General features: G+C 47.6%; 22 protein-coding genes and 1 pseudogene. 5 read left to right on the forward strand and 18 right to left on the reverse strand.

Going from position 1 to position 21,798, the window contains the following annotated elements; all coding sequences use genetic code 11:
* Positions 1–6 precede the first annotated feature (6 nt).
* The 13 genes from D3F01_RS07015 to D3F01_RS07075 form a co-directional block, all read right to left on the reverse strand.
* A complete protein-coding gene (locus D3F01_RS07015) occupies positions 7–1,599 on the reverse strand; it encodes a recombinase family protein (protein WP_242887398.1) in 1,593 nt (530 codons plus the stop codon).
* A gap of 413 nt (positions 1,600–2,012) precedes the next feature.
* Complete coding sequence (locus D3F01_RS07020; protein WP_223452352.1) at positions 2,013–2,261, reverse strand: hypothetical protein; 249 nt, start codon at positions 2,259–2,261, stop codon at positions 2,013–2,015.
* 27 nt (positions 2,262–2,288) lie between these two features.
* Positions 2,289–3,338, reverse strand: a complete 1,050-nt coding sequence (locus D3F01_RS07025) for a hypothetical protein (RefSeq protein WP_242887401.1) — start codon at positions 3,336–3,338, stop codon at positions 2,289–2,291.
* 13 nt (positions 3,339–3,351) lie between these two features.
* Complete coding sequence (locus tag D3F01_RS07030) at positions 3,352–7,980, reverse strand: FtsK/SpoIIIE domain-containing protein (RefSeq protein ID WP_242887404.1); 4,629 nt, start codon at positions 7,978–7,980, stop codon at positions 3,352–3,354.
* Between the two features lie 28 nt (positions 7,981–8,008).
* Positions 8,009–9,157: a ThiF family adenylyltransferase gene (locus D3F01_RS07035; protein ID WP_242887407.1), complete on the reverse strand. Its 1,149-nt coding sequence runs from the start codon at positions 9,155–9,157 to the stop codon at positions 8,009–8,011.
* 1 nt (position 9,158) lies between these two features.
* Positions 9,159–10,133 (reverse strand): Mov34/MPN/PAD-1 family protein, encoded by a 975-nt coding sequence (locus D3F01_RS07040; RefSeq protein ID WP_242887424.1) that lies wholly within the window; start codon positions 10,131–10,133, stop codon positions 9,159–9,161.
* A 70-nt stretch (positions 10,134–10,203) separates the two neighbouring features.
* Complete coding sequence (locus D3F01_RS07045) at positions 10,204–10,752, reverse strand: hypothetical protein (RefSeq protein WP_005922670.1); 549 nt, start codon at positions 10,750–10,752, stop codon at positions 10,204–10,206.
* A gap of 17 nt (positions 10,753–10,769) precedes the next feature.
* Positions 10,770–10,934, reverse strand: coding sequence for a hypothetical protein (locus D3F01_RS07050; RefSeq protein WP_005935912.1), 165 nt, complete (start codon positions 10,932–10,934; stop codon positions 10,770–10,772).
* A 66-nt stretch (positions 10,935–11,000) separates the two neighbouring features.
* Positions 11,001–11,921, reverse strand: coding sequence for a hypothetical protein (locus D3F01_RS07055; protein ID WP_242887441.1), 921 nt, complete (start codon positions 11,919–11,921; stop codon positions 11,001–11,003).
* 26 nt (positions 11,922–11,947) lie between these two features.
* Positions 11,948–12,223 (reverse strand): peptidase M23, encoded by a 276-nt coding sequence (locus D3F01_RS07060; protein ID WP_177720135.1) that lies wholly within the window; start codon positions 12,221–12,223, stop codon positions 11,948–11,950.
* Positions 12,224–12,253: 30 nt separating this feature from the next.
* Complete coding sequence (locus D3F01_RS07065; RefSeq protein WP_005922678.1) at positions 12,254–12,529, reverse strand: hypothetical protein; 276 nt, start codon at positions 12,527–12,529, stop codon at positions 12,254–12,256.
* Positions 12,530–12,556: 27 nt separating this feature from the next.
* Positions 12,557–13,294, reverse strand: a complete 738-nt coding sequence (locus D3F01_RS07070) for a hypothetical protein (RefSeq protein ID WP_242887443.1) — start codon at positions 13,292–13,294, stop codon at positions 12,557–12,559.
* A gap of 22 nt (positions 13,295–13,316) precedes the next feature.
* Entirely contained in the window at positions 13,317–13,553 is a 237-nt protein-coding gene (locus D3F01_RS07075) for a hypothetical protein (protein WP_177720132.1), read from the reverse strand.
* A gap of 288 nt (positions 13,554–13,841) precedes the next feature.
* On the opposite strand from D3F01_RS07075, the gene D3F01_RS07080 reads away from it, so the two are divergent.
* The 4 genes from D3F01_RS07080 (at position 13,842) to D3F01_RS07095 (ending at position 17,755) form a co-directional block, all read left to right on the forward strand.
* Positions 13,842–14,111: a transcriptional regulator gene (locus D3F01_RS07080; RefSeq protein WP_177720137.1), complete on the forward strand. Its 270-nt coding sequence runs from the start codon at positions 13,842–13,844 to the stop codon at positions 14,109–14,111.
* 718 nt (positions 14,112–14,829) lie between these two features.
* The gene (gene mobC, locus D3F01_RS07085) at positions 14,830–15,264 is read left to right on the forward strand and encodes a plasmid mobilization relaxosome protein MobC (RefSeq protein WP_242887446.1); all 435 of its coding nucleotides are present in this window, start codon (positions 14,830–14,832) and stop codon (positions 15,262–15,264) included.
* Positions 15,236–16,777 (forward strand): relaxase/mobilization nuclease domain-containing protein, encoded by a 1,542-nt coding sequence (locus D3F01_RS07090; protein ID WP_242887449.1) that lies wholly within the window; start codon positions 15,236–15,238, stop codon positions 16,775–16,777. The genes mobC and D3F01_RS07090 overlap by 29 nt, the downstream gene beginning before the upstream one ends.
* 12 nt (positions 16,778–16,789) lie before the next feature.
* Positions 16,790–17,755 (forward strand): hypothetical protein, encoded by a 966-nt coding sequence (locus tag D3F01_RS07095; RefSeq protein ID WP_242887452.1) that lies wholly within the window; start codon positions 16,790–16,792, stop codon positions 17,753–17,755.
* 420 nt (positions 17,756–18,175) lie between these two features.
* Here the strand turns inward: D3F01_RS07095 and D3F01_RS07100 are convergent, their stop codons facing one another.
* Entirely contained in the window at positions 18,176–18,427 is a 252-nt protein-coding gene (locus D3F01_RS07100; protein ID WP_242887455.1) for a DUF6061 family protein, read from the reverse strand.
* 481 nt (positions 18,428–18,908) lie between these two features.
* Here D3F01_RS07100 and D3F01_RS07105 point away from each other — a divergent pair, with 481 nt between their 5' ends.
* A complete protein-coding gene (locus tag D3F01_RS07105) occupies positions 18,909–19,157 on the forward strand; it encodes a DUF6061 family protein (RefSeq protein WP_015564576.1) in 249 nt (82 codons plus the stop codon).
* A 79-nt stretch (positions 19,158–19,236) separates the two neighbouring features.
* Here the strand turns inward: D3F01_RS07105 and D3F01_RS07110 are convergent, their stop codons facing one another.
* From D3F01_RS07110 to D3F01_RS07125, 4 genes and pseudogenes are all read right to left on the reverse strand, one after another.
* A complete protein-coding gene (locus D3F01_RS07110; RefSeq protein ID WP_015564577.1) occupies positions 19,237–19,776 on the reverse strand; it encodes a hypothetical protein in 540 nt (179 codons plus the stop codon).
* Positions 19,777–19,785: 9 nt separating this feature from the next.
* Positions 19,786–20,172 carry a hypothetical protein gene (locus D3F01_RS07115; RefSeq protein ID WP_223382614.1) on the reverse strand — a complete coding sequence of 129 codons (387 nt, stop codon included), beginning with the start codon at positions 20,170–20,172 and terminating at the stop codon, positions 19,786–19,788.
* Positions 20,173–20,800: 628 nt separating this feature from the next.
* Positions 20,801–20,935: pseudogene (locus D3F01_RS07120) on the reverse strand (DUF4367 domain-containing protein); the annotation flags it as partial.
* A 164-nt stretch (positions 20,936–21,099) separates the two neighbouring features.
* Positions 21,100–21,540 carry a hypothetical protein gene (locus D3F01_RS07125; protein ID WP_005929376.1) on the reverse strand — a complete coding sequence of 147 codons (441 nt, stop codon included), beginning with the start codon at positions 21,538–21,540 and terminating at the stop codon, positions 21,100–21,102.
* Between the last annotated feature and the right edge of the window lie 258 nt (positions 21,541–21,798).

Raw genomic sequence — 21,798 nt, forward strand, 5'->3', positions numbered from 1 at the left:
TCCAGCCTATGCAGAGGATTCCCACGAAAAAGCCGACCGTGCAAAAACCGTGCATTGACCGTGCAGACCCCGATTTTTCGGGGTTACATAACAAAAAAGAACGCCAAATCTTACGATTTGACGTTCAAAATTTGGTGCACCTCGCGCACTCATATCCGAACTTTTCTCCGCTTTCACGGCTTCCCCGAAAGCGACCGTTTCTGTACCTTCCTTATAGTTAAAGGTAATGAGGACCTTATCATCATAGAGATAGATGGCATTGATGAAAGTATCCACCAGTGCCTGCCGCTGCTCCGGCTGGGTCATATCCAGCTTGCGGAAGCGAAGCAGCCAAAACCGGACGAACTCTTCTTTCATCTTCGGCTTGGCCAGCCGTTCCTCTGCAATGCGGGCTTGCAGTTCCTTCCGCTGTTCTTCCAGCGCTTCCAGCCGTTCCTTTGTAGAGCTGGTCAGAATGCCCATCTGGATGGCGTTCAGCATATTGGTGATGCCGACTTCCGTTTCTTTCAACTGCTTTTCATAGATGGGCAAATCCGTGCTTTCCTGATTTTGCAATTCCATGACTTTGGCAATGATGGCATTCATGGAAGCATCATCTTCCACCAGCTTCATGGTTTCGTTGACCACCAGATCTTCCAGCCACTGTTTCCGCACTGCCTTTTTGTCGCAGGTCTTTTTCTTCTTGGCGGCAGCACACTTGTAATAGGTGTACATCTTCCCGGTATGGCTGACACCGCTTTCTCCGAACATCAGTGCACCGCACTTGCCGCAGTATAGCTTGGTAGTGAGCAGATAGCTTTCCTCTGCTTTATGACGGGCAGGGGCCTTTTTGTTTTTTGCCAGCTTTTCCTGCACCTTATTGAACAGTTCTTCTGACACGAGAGCCGGAATCGCATTGGGCTGTACCACATCCCGCAAACGCAATTCGCCGATGTACCGTCGATTGCTCAGCAACCGCTGAATCGTATTATAGGACATTTCCCCACCCAGCGTATTTTTTATGTTGTGCGCTTTCAACCAGTCCCTTAAGTCGGTCATAGTTGCGCCATCTGCATACTTCTGGAACGCCTGCTCCACATACGGAGCCAGCAGCGGGTCAGGCTTGTAATGCCGGATCTCATCAATCATGTAGCCGAACGGAATCGTGCCGCCATTATAAATACCCTTGAGAGCGTTTTCGGTCATGCCACGCACGACCTTTTCGGACAAGTCAGCCGAGTAATATTCGGCATAGCCCTCCAGCACCGATTCCAGAATGATACCCTCCGGGCCAGCCGAAATGACTTCCGTCGCCGACACCAGTTTCACGCCGTTCCGTTTCAGTTGGGTCTTGTACCGGGCACTGTCGTAGCGATTCCGGGCAAAGCGGTCGAGCTTCCAGACAATGATGACATCAAAGATTCCCCGCTCGCTGTCCTTAATCATCTGTTGGAACTGCGGTCGATTATCCGTTTTTGCAGAAACGGCACGGTCGATGTAGTGCTTCACCACCGTGAAGCCGTTCTTCTCCGCATAGGCAGTGCATTCCCGAATCTGACCCTCGATGGATTCTTCGCGCTGGTTGTCCGAGGAATAACGGGCATAGATCACGGCGGTCATGGCAAGCACCTCCTATTTATACATCATTGAACGGTGGAGTGTTCTTTCAAGGCAATGTTTCGTATAATTTATATACCACATTTTGCAATGAAGTGCAATAGAATAATGAAATCAACGAACAGCATTTACTTCTTTTTGTAATAAGATACCCACCGACCTATGGTTTTCGCCATAAGCTGGTGAGCATCTGTTCTTCTTGGTCTATAATCACTGATGGCGCAGTAATGGACATCCCGTCCTTGTTGTATCTGGTTAATTGCAGTTTCGGAGTACAACAAAAAAATGAGACAGGCAACCTTTTTCGGGGAAGTCCATCTCATTTTTTTGTTTTGGCTGTTTTGCAACAGCCCTGTTTAAATCGCTCAAGCTAACCAAAAACAACGGCTGCTTTTCGGAGCAGAGAATTGATTCTGTTAATAGATGCTGTCTTCTGAAATTTCAATTCCAAGTACTCCGAGGATGTCTGCGTTTTTCTGCTGCAAACAGCTCCTGATGGCCTCCTTCAGTTTCTCATCCGTTACCCACAAAGGCATCATTTCACGTGGGATGCAACGATGAAATACATTTTCAAATTCGGTACACAGCTCAAACAATTCCTCATCCACAGCAGTTTGGGGCATAGAATCGTCCGAAAAAAGATCATCTAAAGTTTCAGCAACCACTCTGTCAGGCCTCCTTTCTGCCTTTTGTCAACGCTCTTCCCAGATGGCACGTTCACGTTGCTCACGGTCATAGGGTTCTACATTCTTGATGATTGCGCTGAGCATCTGGTTAAATACCCTTACCGCATTGGGAAAAAGTTTGGTCAACCGTTGCAGCTTGATGCTATCACCCATACTCGCTTCAAAAAAGTGTGCAAACGCCTCATGCTCCATGGCCCATACTCTTGCGCAGTATTCTTCGCTATGACCCCATCCACCACGAACATGGCCATTGGTAGCAAAATTTGCGAGATCCGAACAGCTGTGCCACGCTCCCTCGCAAAGATTGCGCACAGCTCTTTCCCTCTGTTCCGGGGTAGAGTTATTATAGCATTGAATTAACCTTTGTCCATCACTGACCAGCGCATGGTGAAACGCAGCATTTTCCGACATCAAGTTTTGATACCTCATGCATGCATGATCAATCATGTGCCCCAGTTCGTGGTAGTATGTAGCACCCGCCCCTCGCACATTCTTCTCATCCTCTGCTGCATTGTAATAAACGCCGTGCTCGGCAGGCGAGTAATGGCTTGGCTCCGGTCCGCTATAATCGCCGTTGAGGATACATAGCTTTTCTGCAAACAAATCAAAGACCTTCCTTGCAGCCGGAACAGCATTCCCATAGCGCTGATCAAGGATCGCATTATATTTGGGGGAGGAGAAAGGCTTGTCCTGTTTGATGCTCGGTCGTATGCTGACAGCTGTTTTTGTTCCTGCAGATGCTACTGAAGCAGCCGCTGCTACGCCCGCTGCTGCCGTTGTTCGTGTAGCACGTCCGATTTGCTCATACTTCTCGACTGTGTCAAGTGTTTTCTTGAGGGATTCTTCCAGTGAACGCAGCTCACCATAGCTGGTTCGGAGACTTGTGACGCTGTCGAGTACGATTGCATAAAGTCTTCTGGACTGCTGGTCATTCCAGCTATGATTGACGTTATTAAACTGCTGCAGGATTCTTTGAATAAAATACCCGATTGCTTCCCGCGCAGCAGTTGTCTGATTCAACGCATGACGAACCGCAGATGAGTTTACATTTGTCATCGCGAATCACCCTTTACATTGGCAACAACTCACTGCAGAAAGTTTCGACCTGCTCTGGTGCAGGGCTGACATACGGTTTGAACTGGAACGTATCAGTAGTACCATTTGTATAGTAAACCGTATTGTCATGCAGCGTGGAGACGTTCACGTTATCGATCAGATTGAATGCATCCGAATCACTCAGTGCAAACACGATTCTCTCCCGGAACTTGTTCAAAATGTTCATACCAAAGTGCATGGACTCCTTTACCGTCTGATAATCGCTGGAGCAGATGATAAAGTGGATGCCATAGGCTGCACCGTCTGCAATCAGTTTCTGCAATTTTTCGCTAGCATTTCCCATTGCTCCGGAGACAGGCTGTGCAGAAACATGGGAAGAGTCTGCGCCAATGCTGGAGAACGATGCCATCAGATCCGCAAACGGATCTCTTTCCTCTACATTTTGCGATTCTGCCGGAGCCACATCCGCAGTAAGAGACGGCACTTGAGCCAGCAGTGCGGCAAAGGGATCGTCATCCGCAGGCTTCGTGGAGAATCCCGTCGGCTCGACAGGGGAATCCGTCGGTTCTGCAGAGAATCCAGCCAGAATATCAAGCGTCGGATCTTCCACCACAGTCGGCGAGACATCCACTGCTTTGGGTTCTGCTGGAAACTCTATATACTCCGCCTCATCGACCCGGTCACCCAGCAACATCGTCTGCATCAGATCCAGGAACTGCAGATTTTTGATGACAAACAGCACCGTATCTCCACCTGTTTTCTTTTTGCGCTGCTGATACTTTTCGTAAAGGTCATGGACAAACTGTACGATATCTGAACGGGTATGTGCAGTGTGCAGTTCTGCTACACCATGCTCGAGGCTTTGATAAAAACTTCCGCAGCGGTCATCTCCCACGATGCTGTCGCCATCCACACAGTACACACACGCCCTGCGGTTCAGCGCAGCCGAGAGCAGGAACAGATTGACCGTCCGATCCATCAGTTCATCATTGGAACCACAGATCAGGACATTATGCTGTTTCTTGCGGTCAAACGTCAGTTCAAACGGGTCATCCACCTTAATTTTTTCGCCCATATGCACAGTGACCGTGCTGGTATCGGCAATACCGATCGACCGTGCAGCAAGATAGTCCAGCATCGGCACAGTGCGGGAGCCCTCGAACACCTGCATCGTGCAGGGAGAATCCGCAAACTTCTCACTGATCTGTTTCAGGTAATACTTTTTGGTTTCATCATTGCAGAAAGCGACCCGCAGGCCAACGTTCGGATTGTTCTCTGTGTAGTCTTCGTTCAGCACAGCGGTTCCGCGGGGTCCTTCCATTTTTTTCATTGCATCCGAGCAATGGGTATCACCAAACAGATAACGAGTATCATCTTCGCCACATTTAAGGCCGACACGGATACGCATCTGCTCGATCGTACCACGATCCAGCGTCAGGGTCGAAATGATTTTGGTGGATTGAGTCGCCATTAGAAGATGCACGCCGTAGGAACGTCCTTCCGTAACGATCTTCTTCGCCAGATTTGCGCACCGCTCTGCCACCTTGCGGTTTGTTCCGCTGTCAAACAAAATCTGGAACTCATCCATGATGACAAGGATACGGGGCATGCTATTTCCGGTATTGGTAACATAGTCTTCCAGCTTTGTATATCCACCGGATCTCTTGAATATATCCGAGCGATTCGCCATCTCCTGGACCAGATTTTCCAAGATGCTCTCGCCGAACTCCTGCAGTGCATCCAGCGCCAGCAGCTTGATGTGCGGCAACCGCTCCGATTCATAGATTTTGAACTCGGTACCGCCCTTGAAATCCATCAGATACAAATTGAGCTGTTCCGGCGAATAGTTCATCATACTGCTCATAATCAGCGTATGCAGCAGGGTCGATTTGCCGCCACCCGTACCACCGCCGATCAGGCCATGATGCGAAGTGCCCTCGCCAAACACCATGCTCACGACCGAATCGCCATCGCCGATGCCCATCGGCAGCTTCAGTACCTTGGCTGTGCTGCCCTGGAACGGTTCCGGCGGAAGGATTTCTTCAAAATGGATGCTCTGAACGCTCAGTTTTTCGACTGCCTTGTGATATTCTACCGCAAATTTTTCCAACTGTCCGGCATCGGGTTTTTCGATCAAACGGACCGAGAGATGATACGGCAGCAGAGCAAAGCCGTTTTCTTTACATTCGATCTGGACACAATTCTTTTCCAGTTCGGCCAGTTTTTCGTCTATGTGATCATAGCTGCTTGCCACCTCGACCGCAGTATTCCGACACAGAACGACATAGATGCCGCACCTGTTTCCTTTCTGCATAACAGAGGACAGCAGTTCCAGACAGCGAGCGTCCGCATTCAACGGGAAATCATACAGCATGAGCAATGTAATCGCTTCTGTACGTCTTGGATTGTGCGCATTATAATCCAGCAAATCATCATAATCAGGGCGGTCACGGATAAAATCAAGCGTCTGTCCTTCCAGCTCTTTCAGACAACTCAGCAATTCTTCTGTCCGGGACATCTGCGTGACAGCCCTTTTGTAGGAATCCGGCATTTTATTGACGAAGTTGGACAACATACGGACACTTCCGCCGCCCTCTTTCGGATCAAAGATACAGAAGCGCACTTTGGATGCCGGGCACTTCCGAAGGAAGCCCCAGATTACGCGATATGCTGCACTCTGCATATTATCGTGCTGCGCCTCAGCTCCGATTACCTCCAGATTGAGTGGATGATGGAGATTAAACATCATCGGCAATTCCACACGGCTCATATCAATAGAGTGACCCGGTGTTTCCGCGCGGAAAGCACGCACGATTTTTTTATAGCCGATGCTTTCATCAAAGATCTCGGCCGGATAAGCGATCTGGCCCATGCAGAACAACTCCGGGAAAGTTGTACTTTCCGACTGTTGATCAAATGGCTCCTGAGATATCTGTTTCCATTCAGTAAGGTTCTGAATGGAAACATCCAGCTCTGCATCATCTTTCGCTTCGACCAGCTTGCGGATAAACGGCGAGAACGCAATGCCCCGGTTCTGCATTCCCTCAAAGATAAGCATATACTTACTGAAGAAGCGGTCGAAACCGGCTTTATCCGGCATCGGATGATAAAGCAACGGCAAGCCGCGCTCCGAAAAGCTCTGCTGATCCTGCTTGATGACCGCTGTTAGGGGCTGTATCGTCTGCAGCATCTGCCGGTAGCTTTCCTGACGTGTGCCTGGCTGCGGCGGCGGGCAAATGATCATTGTATAAATGCCGCACCGGCTGCCATTACGCAGAATATTGCGCACATCCGTAAGAATCGAATCGCTGATATTGCGAGGGAAATCATACATCACGAGGCAGCGGACTCGCAGGGTCTCTTCCGGGTGTTCCCTTGAATAGTCAAAAATACTGTCGTACTCTGTTCCGAGTTTGTCCATCAGGGTCGTCTCGATTTCTTCGTTCAACAGCGCCAGTTGTGTAGCGATATCCTCTGCCGTAAAGCAGATCTTTTCACCGAACAGTTCTGGCAGACGCTTGCGAGCATCAAAGAAAGGTCCGACACTGGTTCCACGGTTTTCAGGATCGATCACCGTGATTTCCAACTTTGCCACAGGGCTGCTAGCCAGAACACCAAACATCCATGCATGCGACAGTTGCTTTGCCTTTTCCGGGAAACGAGCGTCCGACATCACAAGGAGTGGTTCAGCTCCTTTACATGCCATCGGAAGCGGAAAGCGGATCACATCGTTAACCATCATATGGGCACAGCGCTTTTTCAGAAGGGACAAAAGCTTTTTATTCTCGACCAGAAGCAAAAGGGGATAATCCGTAAAGCTCATCCAGAGGATTCCATCTGCAAAGTTTTTCCCGCTGTTCACTTTCACTCTGCGCGATTCATAGTCCATTCCCGTCTGCGCCAGAAAATCAACAAATTCCTGCGGGAACAGTTCATCCAGTTCTCTCTGCAGCTGCGTTTCATCGCTCTTGTTCTTGATGCTCTCCTGATTATCAAACTCCTGAATCGTAGACAGGAAATTAAGTGCCAGAGTCTTTTGGTCCTGCTCGAACGCTTCTTTTTTCATCGCCAGCTCATCCTGCGTAATTTCCGGCAGCAGTTCACTGACCTCATTCACAAATTTATGCACCGTATTTCTCAGCACAATAAGGCTTTCGTAGTCTTTCTTGCGTTGTGCCGAAAACAAAAAGTGCAGATCATTAATCAGAAAAGGAAGCATGGACTCACGATATTTTTTCGAGATCTGGCCATAGTCCCTGCGGATTGCCTCAATTCCCTCCATCAATGCAGTATAGTTTCTGTATGCCTGGCTTTCCACGCCCGCCAGTTCGGCTTCCTTACGTGTTTTGGTCTTGCTGTAGTACTTGTCAGAACTCATCAGCTGTTGATCCATTTGATCCACATCTTCAAGGATTTTCTGTGCATCCTCAAGCATTTTGGCCGACTGACGTGACAGCGTCTCACATTCCTGTTTGTACACCTTTTCCCGGCGCGTCTTTTCCGCATTGTTTTCTGCGACGATCCTCGTTCTTTTTGCCTGATATTCTCTTTCCTGCGTGACGAGCCGGGGGTCCCATTTTTCAATGAAACCATTCAGTTCCCCGATCAGAGCAAATACTTCTGCCTGCGTCAAAGCATCCATCGTGTTCTCCTCTCTCTCTCAAGACATCCTAATGATCTTCGATTTCATACCGACACTGTCCTGGGCACTTTTCCGAATGGAAACCCACCTTGAGCGAGGTGGTGACCTGCAAAGGATAGCTGAATATCTCTACCATTTCCCCGCCAATCTCCGGGTCGCTCGTGTTGCACACCAGCGTGTACTGCTTCAGGGTGTTCAGCAGACGAGGTCGGTAACCCGGCTCCGTCATGTTCAGGATATCAAGGCACAATTTCACTCCGATGCAGGTGATAAAATTGATATCCACTGAGATGCCCGGCTCAAAGCGAACTCCCTCAATATTCTCCTGATTGGAATAAACATGATGGTTTGCCTGCACCCGTGCCGAAAGTTCCGTACCCTCGCCCAAAGCACATGCGTAGCAGGGCATTTCCCTGTCCGGGATATGATAGAAAATTTCTCCGGCATAGGCACGCTCCCAGAATCCGACCGAGAGAAATGCCGCTCCGTAATAAATGCTTATGCGGTTTGCGTAGACATCTGCTCCACGGTTATCTGCACAGCCCACAAAAACGGTTTCCCCTTTTACACAAAAATCATCCAGCACGGCCTTTGGAATGTTCTGAACGATCCCTTCAAATATCTGCACATCAACTTGAGGATTGATATTCAGCAGCTTACGCTTCAGTGCATTTATCTTAAGGTCTCCGACATCCTCAATACCACATTGGTGCCGACAGATATTGTGATATTCCATTACATCCGGGTCAGCAAGCAGAAAATGGCCCACACCTGACCGCGCAAGTTCCATTGCTACAAGACTTCCAACTGATCCACACCCCAGGATCACTGCCCGTTTGTGATCCATTTTATCCGTTTCCAAAATACCTTTGTTGCGGGAAAATATATTCTGGTGCAATTCATAGGGTTCCGCTTTAATCGGTTTTCCATCGAAATAGAACTGAATTTTTTCCTGTCCTGCGACCCCGCAAAAACCTTTGGCGTTCGGTTCAGAGCCTTCCGGAAGGATCCGACCCAGAAACTCCCCACGATCTGAGAGCTCCGGTGGAAAAATATTGAAGATGGCAGTGTCCTTGAAATATTTTCCTCTCACCGGCCCCGGGCGTGCTTCTCGCATCTGCGCTGCTGAAAGGAATACTGTCTTTTCTATTTCTTCCCCAAAAAAATTTTCCAGCATATCAATTACCCTTTCTCATGCCAAACATAACAAAACGTCTGGTGATTTTCTCCATTCGCCCGTTTTCTTTCGGTAGCTTTCCATTTGACGTGTCATGTGCATCATTCCATGCTTTTTCCAAATCTCCGGAATGATAATAAAACACCTTTTCACGCCACGCTCCCAGCATTTTGTTTTCTGTCAGGTCTGTAAAACGCACAGATTCGTTCTCGTTATTGCTTTCCGGCAAAAGCCATAATGTATTCTCATTCCATCTAACCCGCACAGAAATATTTTTCTCCTGCAAAAATTCCAAATCAGCATATAAGAGATCAAGCATCCGGGTCATCTGCTCCTCCGAGACCACTTGCTTCACGCCTATAGCCGGTGCGGTAATCTGCATATCAAGGTAGGACGATACTTCTTCCATGAAATTCTCGATGGATTTTTTGTCGGATGTTCCTCCTGTTTCAGAACGACCACATTTCCGCCGCATAAGAGCAAGTGAATCTTCTACCGAACGATACTCCAGAAGCTCCTGTGGAAACCGTTCATTTCCTATCTCATAGGAAATACGCCGATAGTTCCGGTATGCCTGTCCCACATGATAGACCGTCATACGGAAATCCGGATCCAGATTGACCAGAATCGAGATTGCTCCCTGCGGCCGCATAGACGCATAGACGTGATTGGTCTGATCATCTGTCCCCGAGAACTGGTCAAAAGACCCCGGATGTCGATGCCACAACCCGATCAGTTCCATCCGTTCCTGATAAATTGCAGCGACCTTGTTGATCAGGTGCTGGACATACGGCTGATCGTATTCAAAATATGCGACCTCAAAAACCGAATTCGGACCGGGGTCGATGGACTCCACAACATACCATATATCTCCGATCACTTTGCCAAGGAACAGACCGCCCGTTTCTGTCTGTATCTTTTCTGCTGTCTCTGCCATGACCGCCGCTATCGCCCGCTGCGAAAAGACCACTTCCATCTGCTCACACCTCGTTCTAAACAAAAACACTCATCACCCACCGACGTGAGTGATGAGTGTTTTTCAATACTCAATAATTGCCTTCAAGTGCAACATCATCGCTGATCTCGCCATTCATCCACATCTCACACAGCAGAATCCATTTGCAGGCCCAGCTGAGAGAGGACGCAGCCGAAGTCGAACGTGTCATACCAGTCTTGAAGTATTTCGGATCCGCAGTACAAATAAAATATTCTTCATTGCGTCCGAAATTATCCCGATAGATATGCGGCAAGCCAAGGCCGAAGCCATGTCTTACACAATTTTCGTAACTACCATATGTTTCCTCAAGAATTGGCATCATGCGGGTCGCGATATCCTTCAGCCGAGGCTGTACCGGAAGGATCTGGATCGAACCGCCATATTCCGATGCACCTGCATGAGGATGATCGTTTTTATAGATCAGCATCAGATCCCAAACCATACCGTCCGGACCAGCGGGCTGCACTTTGCCACGCCAGTACAGTCTGCCAGAACCATCGGGAAGCTGATGGATTGTAAATGACGGAAAGAACTTGTTCATGGCCTGGACTTCTGCCCGATAGAGGTCGGGATCGCTCTGATACCAGTAAAATGCCATCGTTACTCCCTCCTGCCTTAAGCAAGCTTACCCTGCGGAACCGAAATTCCCGGACGGGTAGGGTCATCCGATTCGCCCGGCAACTGGACCTGGCCCGTGGGCGAGACCATAACGGTCTCACCGCTATGGATTGCTTCCTGCAATGCACGACGACGTGCAGCGACCACATCATTGTTATCCATACTGTATTAACCTCCTGCTGAAATAAGTCGTTTAATACGACAGTATTTTTTGTCCTTGCCAGACGATCAGGCTGCAAAGCTGCGGATGATCTCGCCGTTCTCTGCAATCCGGGTAGTGCAGCCGCTGACAAAGGCCTCTGCTTTTTCCTCGCCCTGTTCCTGAACCATGCGAGCATAAGAGTTGTTGTACAGCTCGCTGCCCTCATTCATCAGATCTGCCAGACTCATACCGCGATTTTCATTCATCACACGGCTGTACGTCATGCGATCCTCGATTGCCTGCAGAGCCGAACTGTCTTGCTCAATGATACCGGATGTCCGCTTGATATAGGTAATATATTTGACCGTATTCGTAATGGTCTGGAAGATGCACTGTATTGCAATAATGAATACCCGAACAATCAGGTAAATAAGCGCCGAGACCCATCCGTCACTGCCAGAAAAGCACATTTTAATAGCTTCCCAAATATCTGCGAGGAAGACTTTCAGTGCACTCAGGAAAACTCCGCCAACGCAACCAAAGATGATGCCCGCCCAAAGTGCCGTGCCAAAACCATCCGATATCCCTTCGCTGAAGCCCATGATAAAGCCGATCACGATACCAATAATTGAAAGTGTGAACTGGAACTTTATCGTGTTAAGGTTTTCTGTTAATTGCTGCACATTATCCGAGACCAGTTTCTTGGTGCAATCATAGCACAGCACTTTACCGGCATACTCGCCACCAGCTACGCCAAAGGAGTCGCAGCAATAGTGGCACAAATTTTTACCGCACCGTGCGCAGTGGCCTACCACTCTCTCTTCCGGATGGTAGTAGCATCCCGGATCCATGTTGGATGTCGTGGGGGGTGTAAAAGTCGGAGCCTTCTTGCTCTTACCGTCAACTCCCGCCTTCGGTGCATCGCCTGTAGGAGGGGTGAACTTCGGAATATCATTTTCCGCCGTCATTTTCTTGTTTTCCGCATTTGTGAAATCGTTCAGATCCATTTTTGATTCCTCCGTAATGATTTGTCTTATCCATTAAACTGGTGGCTCTGATAGCTCTGTACCAGTTCCTCCAGTTGCTTCAGCTTCTCCTGCTGCTTTTTCAGATCTTCCGTCGGCGATTTGACCAACCGGGCAATTTTTTGCATCACCTGATTGTAAGCCACCGCCTGATTATCGTTCCAATCTGCCGAAGGACGGAAATTCGTGCTAATCTTTTCACTGAGCGTGTCCAGATTACGCACTGTATCCGCAAGCGTTTTTTCCATATCCTGAATAGCAGAAACGGATGCATTCATTGCCATTTTATCCAGCCTCCTTTTTACAAATCGACATCAGGTTTCATATTTTTCAACCAAAGCCGCAAGCTCCTGCAGCCACTTCTGACAGTTTTCAAGCTGCGGAATCGGCTGCAGAATTGCGGTGCAACTATCCTCGACAATCTGTCCAAGATTTTTGTACTGCTCATCCTTCCATCCAGAGCCAGCACTCATATAATCACGCTGGAGCTGCTGAGCTGTAAGCTGCAATTCATGTGTACATACGCCGCAGGCATTGATTCCGTTTTTCAAATCCTGAATCTTGACTTGTGCGCTTGCCAAAAGAAACACATCCTTTCATTTATCTATCGAATTTACTTAGCAATACTGCATATAAAGTTCCACGCATTGGATGCAACTGTCTACAGACTGCATCGTGACCTGCCCCTGCTGTGCTGCCTGCGCCTGAAATACTTGCATCGACTGCTGATACTCTCCCAGTGCACTGGACAAAATGCTCATCTGCTGTTGCAGACGTTCCAGTTTACCCTGATACTGCTGTAGCCGTCTCTTCTGGGATGCAAGTTCCTGCTCTGCACGCGCTTTCTGGCTACGCTGCCACTCCTCTTGCTGCTGGAGCCGAGCTTTCTCCTGTTCCATTTCTCTTACAGCATTTTGAAGCTGTGAAATTTGTTCACGGCATCGCTGTAATTCCTCTTTCAGCTGCCGAATACGCTGTGCAATCTGGCTCTGTCCATTTTCATCACTTGTTGAGACGTTTCCAATCTTCTGCAGTTCCTCTTGAATTTTGGCTACACGCTGTTCCAGCGTTCCAATCGTCTCACGCACTTCCTGCCCCTGTAACTCCAGTTCCTGAATCATTCTCTCGCTCTGCTGAATCGACTGTTTCAATTCCTGAATCTTATTCTCCAGAGTTTTAACCTTCTGCATCAGTTCTTCGACTGTCTGCCTGGTCTTATTCACAGACTTCGACGCATCGCTTTGACAGGACTGATTATGATTTGTAACGGTATAGGACATCGGAGCAGTCTGATTTTTGAAATCCTGCAGTGCCTGCTTTACTTTTTTAAGACCTTCTACTGAAACTTGTGTCATACCGTTTCCTCTGAACTATTTCTCAGTATTGTTCTTGGGATATCTCAAAGAACCGTTCCGCCGCCTGTGCTGCACGGTTGCCACTATCCAGCACACGCTTTGACTTTGTGGAGAGCCCTTGAATCGACCGAAACAACATTTGGTAGTTCTGATCTCCCCATGAAATAGATGCTGCTCTGACCCCTTGAACCATATTCTGCACTGCACCGGAAAAGTTTCTCAGATCCTGACGGATCACTTGCGCCTGATTTGATTCCATCAACATTTTCCCCCTTCATCCCATGTATACGCCCTACTTCATAATCACCTTCAGCAGTTTTCCTTAGAACTCCTGTCAGGAACTTTTCTATAACGCCGACAGAATGGTTCTGTACAATTCAACCTTTTTTCCTATTCTGCCACATTGATTCTGTACTGTCAAGCTATTTTCGACCAAATCAAGGCTTTCTATCTGGAACATTCAAAATCAATTCCCTGTATGCTTTCTGATGAGGTGAAAAATGTGGACTATGCAAGCTTCCTTCGGCAACGAATCACAGAACTTCGCATGAAACGCAATGTTTCAGAGTATCAGATGAGCCTAGAGCTAGGACAAAACAAAAATTATATTCAAGGAATAAGCTCCGGAAAAGCACTTCCATCTATGACGCAATTCTTTAATATATGCGATTACTTTTGCATTACTCCAGAGCAATTCTTTAGCGGCAGCTGTCGACCAGAGCTAATCGATGCCATCTCAGAGGGAATACAAGAACTTTCCGAAGCAGATTTGGAACTTTTACTTCTCTTCATTCGCAGATTGCAAAAAAATATATAGATACAATATCAGTCTTTTCAGCTGCTCAAGATTCTCGCACCGCATCAATAAGTCCTACTTCTACCGCTTTACCGCAATAAATTTTGCAAAACCATATTGACGCACTGGTTCTTCCATGATACCCTTTATTCCAAATCCTGACTGAAAAAGTGGTGGTTCTCACCGTGATAACCACCACTTTCAGCAGATGATTGCCCAGAAAGAACGCACCGCCCCGCAACACACCCGATCAATTTTGCCGCCGATTCACCCGACAAAATCCATCGCTGCGCTGCGTGGGCGGTATTTTTCTTTTCCGGGAAGCTGAACCTTGAATCCTTCATAAGCCGTCTGAACGTGATACCGGCTTTCCGGCCAACGCCGCTGCACAAACAGGGGCAGGAACTTCGTTCGGAGCAAACGGCGACCCCATTACATGAGCATTACCACCTCTACTTATTTTTCGCGCCTTAACAATTCGGAAACAATTACCCAGAAACAGTTTTGAGCGCAGCGGTAGAGGGCAAGAACCGTCCCGTGGCCACAAATTTTCAATTCTTGAAAATCTTGTGTTCCACCGGGACTTCACTTCTGCAATGCGTCTGCATTTCCGAAGTGATCTTGTTGGGGCGTGCCTGCCCCAAACCCTGCTCATCATTTGTGCCTTGCGGCACGAATGGAACGGCGTGTCGTGCTTACATAACTTCACCGAGGAGTTATCGAACAGACAGGAGGTACAATGACCAAAACAAATGTTCAACCGATTCCTAGCAATTCTCAGCACCACGACACGCCGAACAACAAAACGCACGTCATCAAGTTCCGAGTAACGGAAACTGAAAAATTGGAACTCGAAAATACCGCAAAACCCCTTCATCTCTCCCTCTCCACCTTCATCCGCCGTGCCATCCACAACGTCAAAATCGAGAAAACGGTCATCGTTGCCGGTGGCGGAGAAGAAACCCTGACCGCTGTTTCCACCCTGCTTGCCCAGTGCAGCAAGGTGGGCACCAACCTCAACCAGCTTGCAAGGCACTTCAATTCCGGCGGCGCAGATACTGAGCAACTGCGGGCGAAAATCCTTGACGAACTTGCAGACCTGACTGCCTTCCGGCTCAGCGCCGAGAAGGTTCTGGGTGAACTGTATGGCAACGCTCAAGCATATCAGCTCTAAGAACTCGGACTACACCGCCATCGAAGCGTATCTCATTTACCAGCACGATGAATTTTCCGGCAAGGTAATTCTGGACGAACAAGGCAAGCCGAAGCTGCGGGAATCGTATGTGCTCGACACCCTTGAGTGCGGCGATTTCTCGTTTGCAACAGCCTGTCTGCTGGCAAACCGCAGGTATGGCAAGAACACCCAGCATGGTGATATTAAAAGCCACCAGTATATCATCAGCTTTGACCCAAGAGATGCAGCCGACAACGGCTTGACCATGGAAAAGGCACAGGCGCTTGGCCTGAAATTCTGCGAAGAAAACTTCCCCGGTCATCCTGCCATCGTCTGCACTCACCCCGATGGGCACAACCATTCGGGAAATATCCATGTCCACATCGTGATCGGCAGCATCCGAACACGAGAAGTGGAGCGTAAGCCCTATATGCAGAAGCCCCGCGACTGGCGCGAGGGTATGAAGCACTCCAGCACAGCCCAGACCATGCGGCACTTGCGTGTCGAGGTCATGGAACTGTGCGAAAGTGCCGGACTGTACCAGATCGACCTGCTCAACGGATCAAAGGAGCGTGTCAGCGAAGCCGAGTATTGGGCACGCAGGCGCGGTCAGATGAAACTTGACCGCGAGAACGCAGCCCTTACCGCAACTGGACAGCAGCCCCGGCAGAAGAAGTTTGAAACCGTAAAAGATACCCTGCGGAAACAGATTTCTTCGGTGCTGTACCGTGCCACCAGCTTTGAAGATTTTTCTGATAGGCTCATGCAACAGTATGGCATCACTGTCAAGGAAAGCCGTGGACAGCTCAGTTATCTGCCCTCTGGCAGAACAAAGTTTATCCGGGCGAAACATCTCGGTGACAAGTTCGATAAGGTGGCAGTGCTTGCCACGTTGCAGGCAAACGCCGAACGCAAACCCAAGGCGCAGTTCAAGCAGGATACCATCGGGAAACTGATCGACATCCAGTCGAGGATGACCGAGGGCAAGGGCAAGGGCATCGGCTATAAGCGTTGGCTCACGAAACACAATCTCAAAGTTATGGCACAGACCGTGAAGCTTCTGCAGGAAAAGGACTTGACCGACGAGGACGCCCTGAACCAGCGCATCACCGAACTGGAAACCAAGTATCACGACTCGCTGGCGGTGGTGAAAGACCTCGAAGGTCGCATGAAATTCAACAAAGAGCTGCGCTATCATGTCGCAGCCTATGCCAGCACCAAGAACATCGCACAGCAGTTAAAGACTGCCAAACGACCCGCAGCTTTTGAGGAACAGCATCGTGCAGAGCTGACAGCGTACCGGGCAGCAGCAGCCTATTTCAAGGCAAACAACATCACAAAGCTGGCCAGCCCGAAAAAGCTGGAAGCCGAGTATGCGCAGCTGGCATCCGAAAAGGCAAAATTCTACGAGCAGTACAAGGAAGCCAAAGAGGAACTGCTCAAGCTGAAAACTGCAAAGCAGAATGTTGCGTCATTTTTCCGGGAGGAAGAACAGACGCAGCAGGAGAGATAAAGGAGTGTGCGTATGATCAATCTGAAAATCGATTCGGAGTTCCAGTCCCAGATTCCTCCTCTGACCGATGATGAATTTAAGCAGCTTGAAGAAAATATCCTCAAAGAGGGCAAGCTGCTCTCTCCTTTGATCGTGTGGAATAATACACTTGTTGATGGCCACAACCGTTATGCCATTCTCCAGAAGCATCCTGAGATTTATTTTTCCACTATGCCGCTCCGATTTGAGAACCGCGAAGAAGCCGTTGCGTGGATCTGCCGGAATCAGTTGGGACGGCGAAACCTGAGCCCCGAACAGAAACGCTATCTGCTTGGGAAACAGTATGAAGCTGAAAAGAAAGCTGCAAAAATCTTTCGGGGTAATCAGTACACTTTAGCAAAGAAAAGTGGTGGTGATCACGGTGATAACCACCACTCTGGAAAGAAAACCTGTGACCGGATCGCAGAGGAAAACGGTGTCAGCCGTGCCTCCGTTCTCCGCGCCAGCCACTATACACGAGGCATCGACATCGCAGACAACCTCTCTCCCGGCATCAAGCAGAAAGTCTTTTCCGGCGAAGTGAAGTTTACCAACGAAGAAATGTCCAAACTCGTGCAGGCAAGTGCCGAGCATCGTTCAGATGTCCTTGCTCAAATCCTGCATCCAGAGGCATTGGAAGTGTTGGAATCTGCCAGCGCAGAATTTGAACCTGAAAAAGCAGAACCCGTTCCCATGCCCACACCACAAACAGAAGAATTCCGGTGCTATCATGTACCGGACGAGTTTATGAAGGTTTACAAATCTTTGAGCCGTGCGACCGAAATGATGAAAAACTCATGGAAGAAAACGCTCAAAAACAATCCCAGCTATTTCACTGACCCGGAAAAGCAGAAGGTTCTCCGCTTCGCAATGCAGCGACCTGCTAACTACCTGACTGAAATCGAAACCTATCTGGAAAAGGCTCTTGCAGAAGCCCTTGAAGAAGAAAAGACTGCATAACAGCAGACACCTGTAAGCCATCAACGAGCTCCCAGCCGCAAGTGCAGGGCGGAAAGCATCCGCGCCCTTGCGCCTGATAAAAATTGGAACTTTGATTTTCTCGCCCGACTTTGCTGCGGTGGGACGATCAAAGGAGCGTGCGTTTGAACAAAAAGAAAAAGTCCACAAATACTTCCCCTTATCCCGATGAAGCCATCGACCGTCTGGCGCGGGCATTCTACCCGGCCATCCTTGCCTGCTGGAACAGCGAGGAAGGCCAGAGGGAGTTTGCCGCGTGGCAGGCGGAACAAGCTCATCATGCAAACAACGAAAAACAGGAAGTTCCCACTGGGGAACTCCCTGTTGTACATATCGCTATCGTCTGTGGTCTTTGGCAGGGTGCGTCCTATTCAGGGGTGCACCCTGTTTTTTGTTTTGCCCTTAATCTTCTAGCCCATGGCTTCCAGCCACATTCTTCAAATATTTCTCCGGGTCGCCGTTCAGAATCAAATCCGCATAGCCCAACGGGTCATTGTGGATAAGGTAATCCAACTCCGACCTCTGCGCCATGGTCACGTCCAGTGCATCCTCGACCCCGGTGCAGTCGATAGAGATTTTCCTCCCATCCCGGAGCAGCAGCTCCACGCAGCCGGTGTCCATGTTGAATTTGCAAGCTCTTTCATCGTACTTCATGTTTGTGTCCTTTCCGCCTTACGGCACTCTCACAGTGATCTGTCGTGCTTTTTTGTGATAAGGTCTAGGACGTTTTTCGATGGAAGCAAGGGATTCGTTCTGTTTTCCAAAGAATACAAAAAATCCGAACCCTTCTCCTATTGGAAAAAAGTTCGGATTTTGTTGTTGTGGTGCACCTCCAGGGACTCGAACCCTGGGCCCACTGATTAAGAGAGCAAGCCGCCGGTTCGTCTCAATTTATGGAAGTTTCGAGTCATCGTTATTTTTAATCAAGACAACGTGATTTTTCACCCAGTAATTTCTGCACCCTTTGTCGGATTTTGTAACGAAAAGCACCTTCTGCACGTTTTGAAACCGTGCAAAATCCGTGCAGAAACCGTGCACTTACTCCCCGACAAATAAAATCGCTCTATCCCCCACCGGCTTGACGGCATTGGTTTGAGTGGCCGAACATCAAAATCAAGTCATGGAGGACACGACTATGAACAAACTGCTTTCTTGCCACTACAATATGGACACCAACCGGGTGGAAGCCCAGTTTGCGGACGGCTCTGCTGTTGCCATCGACTGCATTGCCATTGAGGACGAGTACGGCAACACCCCGGCACAGCGGGCAGAACTGGACTGGCTGCTCTACAATAAGCCATTGGAGTACGCCCAGCTTGTGCTGAGTGGTGAGATTGAACACTACCTTTCACTTGGCTGCGACCATGGCAGACTGGAAGATTGACCTTTAATTGAAATATTCCAAACAGATCAACAGCCCTCTACTTGCAGTCGTTACAAATAGAGGGCTCTTAGTTAGTAGTTCAATCTATTATGGTGACCATCTGAAAATACTGATACTGGTATTCGTCTTCTAATACCGCCTGCATTTCTTCCATGTATAACGGGTCTTTCAACAATTTGGGATGAAATGCTCGCTCTCTCCAGAGTCGGACTCCACTTTTGGGAAAAATATATTCCGTCCCAAGTTGCAAGTCCTTTTCGTTGCAAATAACTTTGTCCTTTTTCATTAAGCTATCAATAATACACTCGGCGGTTGTATTAAACATGTCCATTCCGAACAGTTTTATTGACGCAACTTTAGACAGATCTCTCTGGATGCCGATTTCAGTAGCTTTTCCGTTCCGATACTGCACTAGAAAGAACGAATCATTATCCATATATCGTCCGGTTATCAAATTAGGGTCATCGGTTTCCGCACAACGTTCCATTTGCATTGCTTCATTAGAAGAATTCGACCATTGTCTCTTCATTTGCAGAAGAGTTTTTTCTAGCTCATCTGGTGCCATACCTAATTTTAATTGTCCAATTCCAATATGTGGTATAATAATTATCTCTTTCATAACAAAACCTTATACCAAAAAGGTAAACCACACAAATGCAGCAGTTGCACATATCATCAGAACCAGTAGTATCGTACTTGCAAGTTTCTTCTCAATGGAAACTTTCTGATTTTCGCATAGGACAATCTGCTGAAGATTGTGAAATTCGGCTTCGCTGACATTTCCATTTAATGCTTTCCATGCAGTGCAGCGATCTGTAACCAGCAAAAAATCGGACAGCATTTCCATAAAGATGACAGCGAAAAATGCCAGAGAAAAGAACCACATCCCATTCCATTGAAGTTCTGTCAACACCCTCTGAAGGCTTGAAGGCTTTAATGACACTAACGAAATAATGTAAATCAACGTGTTGCAGAATTCTCTTGCTAATGGCCCTTTTTGTTTAAGAAAATCCATTTTCAACCCTTTCCTTACAAACGGAGTGACTTAACCACCAATAGCCTGATAGTAATCCGTTTTAGAACGAATCAAAGAACCGTTTGACTTGTATTCTTTGACAGTTTGATGGTAGCAATATTTTCGAAATATGTGTTCTATTTTTTCTGCATTGGAATCACCTCATATCAAGTTTGAATTCATATTCTATGCGTCAAATTGTGACTGATTTCAATGATTTTTTTGGTGATGACTAAGATGTTTTATTTAGCTCATTTCGTCCGATGCGGTAAATCTTCTTGTCTTGTTCTCCTACTTCAACAATAAGTTCATTTTTATTGTGATGAACTATTACTGGAATATAGCTATCGGAATTTTCCACCATCAAACATGTGACTCCATTCGTCCATTCACTGTTCAATTCCTTTGATAGCATGGAAATGATTTCTTCTTTCGTCATTTTGATTAATGAATAACCTCCATTTTGTACACTCCCCCAGGAGCTTTTGCTTAGTCAACGTTGCTCACACTGCGTTTGTGACAGCTTTTTTGAAAAAAGTTCAAAATCTTGTCAGCTTTGGACGCTTCAACGAAAAAGTGTCCACACATTTGTAAATAATTACAAGCGTGTGGGCAAAAATTCAGCCAGTTAGGAAATGCTCTCTGCAATTTTTAGAATCTCTTCACGCGGTATCTTTCCAATGATCGTATGTGATATGCCATCTTTCTCCCATACTAGCACATATCTTGTACGGCCTCCGCTATTGTTTGTTCCGAGTGTGGCATCGGCTGTTCCAACTTAACCTCGTTCTAAATAAACCGTCTGGCGGTATCTAACTGATTAACATTTCAACAAAGAAGCTGTGGTTGGAGCCTCCAATATTGAGCAATCCATTTTCTTTCCACTGCATCATAGGGATAACCGGGATTCCCCAGCATCTCTTTTATTCAGGATTTTTCTACTGAAATCCGGATTCCAAATCCTCCCTCTGAGTATGCAATGCTTATCCATGTTTCATCTTTTCTTAGCAAAACGCCTGTCGAAACGCTTTCTGAAGCCGATGCCTCTTCAGCGTATCCTAAGGTTTTCAATTGGTCAATATATTTTTGTATTTCTTCTTCAGAGATATTATTATAAAAGATTGCATAATACCCAGCATTAGAACCATCCAATATATATTCTATCGTTCCACTTTCCGGCTCACAAATAAGCCTAGTGTATTCATTATCCGGCCAAACTGAAGTATAAATACATTTTACATCAGACGGATTGGTTCCTCCATGTGTAGCAAATTTTCCCTGACCTGAAAAACGAATGCAAAGAAAGACCAATATCAAAACTATAAAGGCAACCGCCATACTGCTAAAAAATTCCAATTTCTTATTCATTTGGCTTGCTCCATAATTCAAACGTACAAAGCCACGATTCTTTTCTTTCGACTCTAAAGAATCGTGGCTTTTATACCCATTATCTAATGCTTTTATTACGGAATCGTGATGTCGTAGGAAATGGAGAACTGGCCACCGTTTGCCAAAGCATTCAATTTGTTTTCAAGGAAATTATCTGCATTGGAATCACCTCCATCACGGTTTCCATTTTAGATGTTGATAATAGCAAAGCACAAATAGAAAAAATCCACAATATTG

This window comes from Faecalibacterium sp. BCRC 81149 (assembly GCF_022750605.1).
Classification (GTDB): domain Bacteria; phylum Bacillota; class Clostridia; order Oscillospirales; family Ruminococcaceae; genus Faecalibacterium; species Faecalibacterium duncaniae.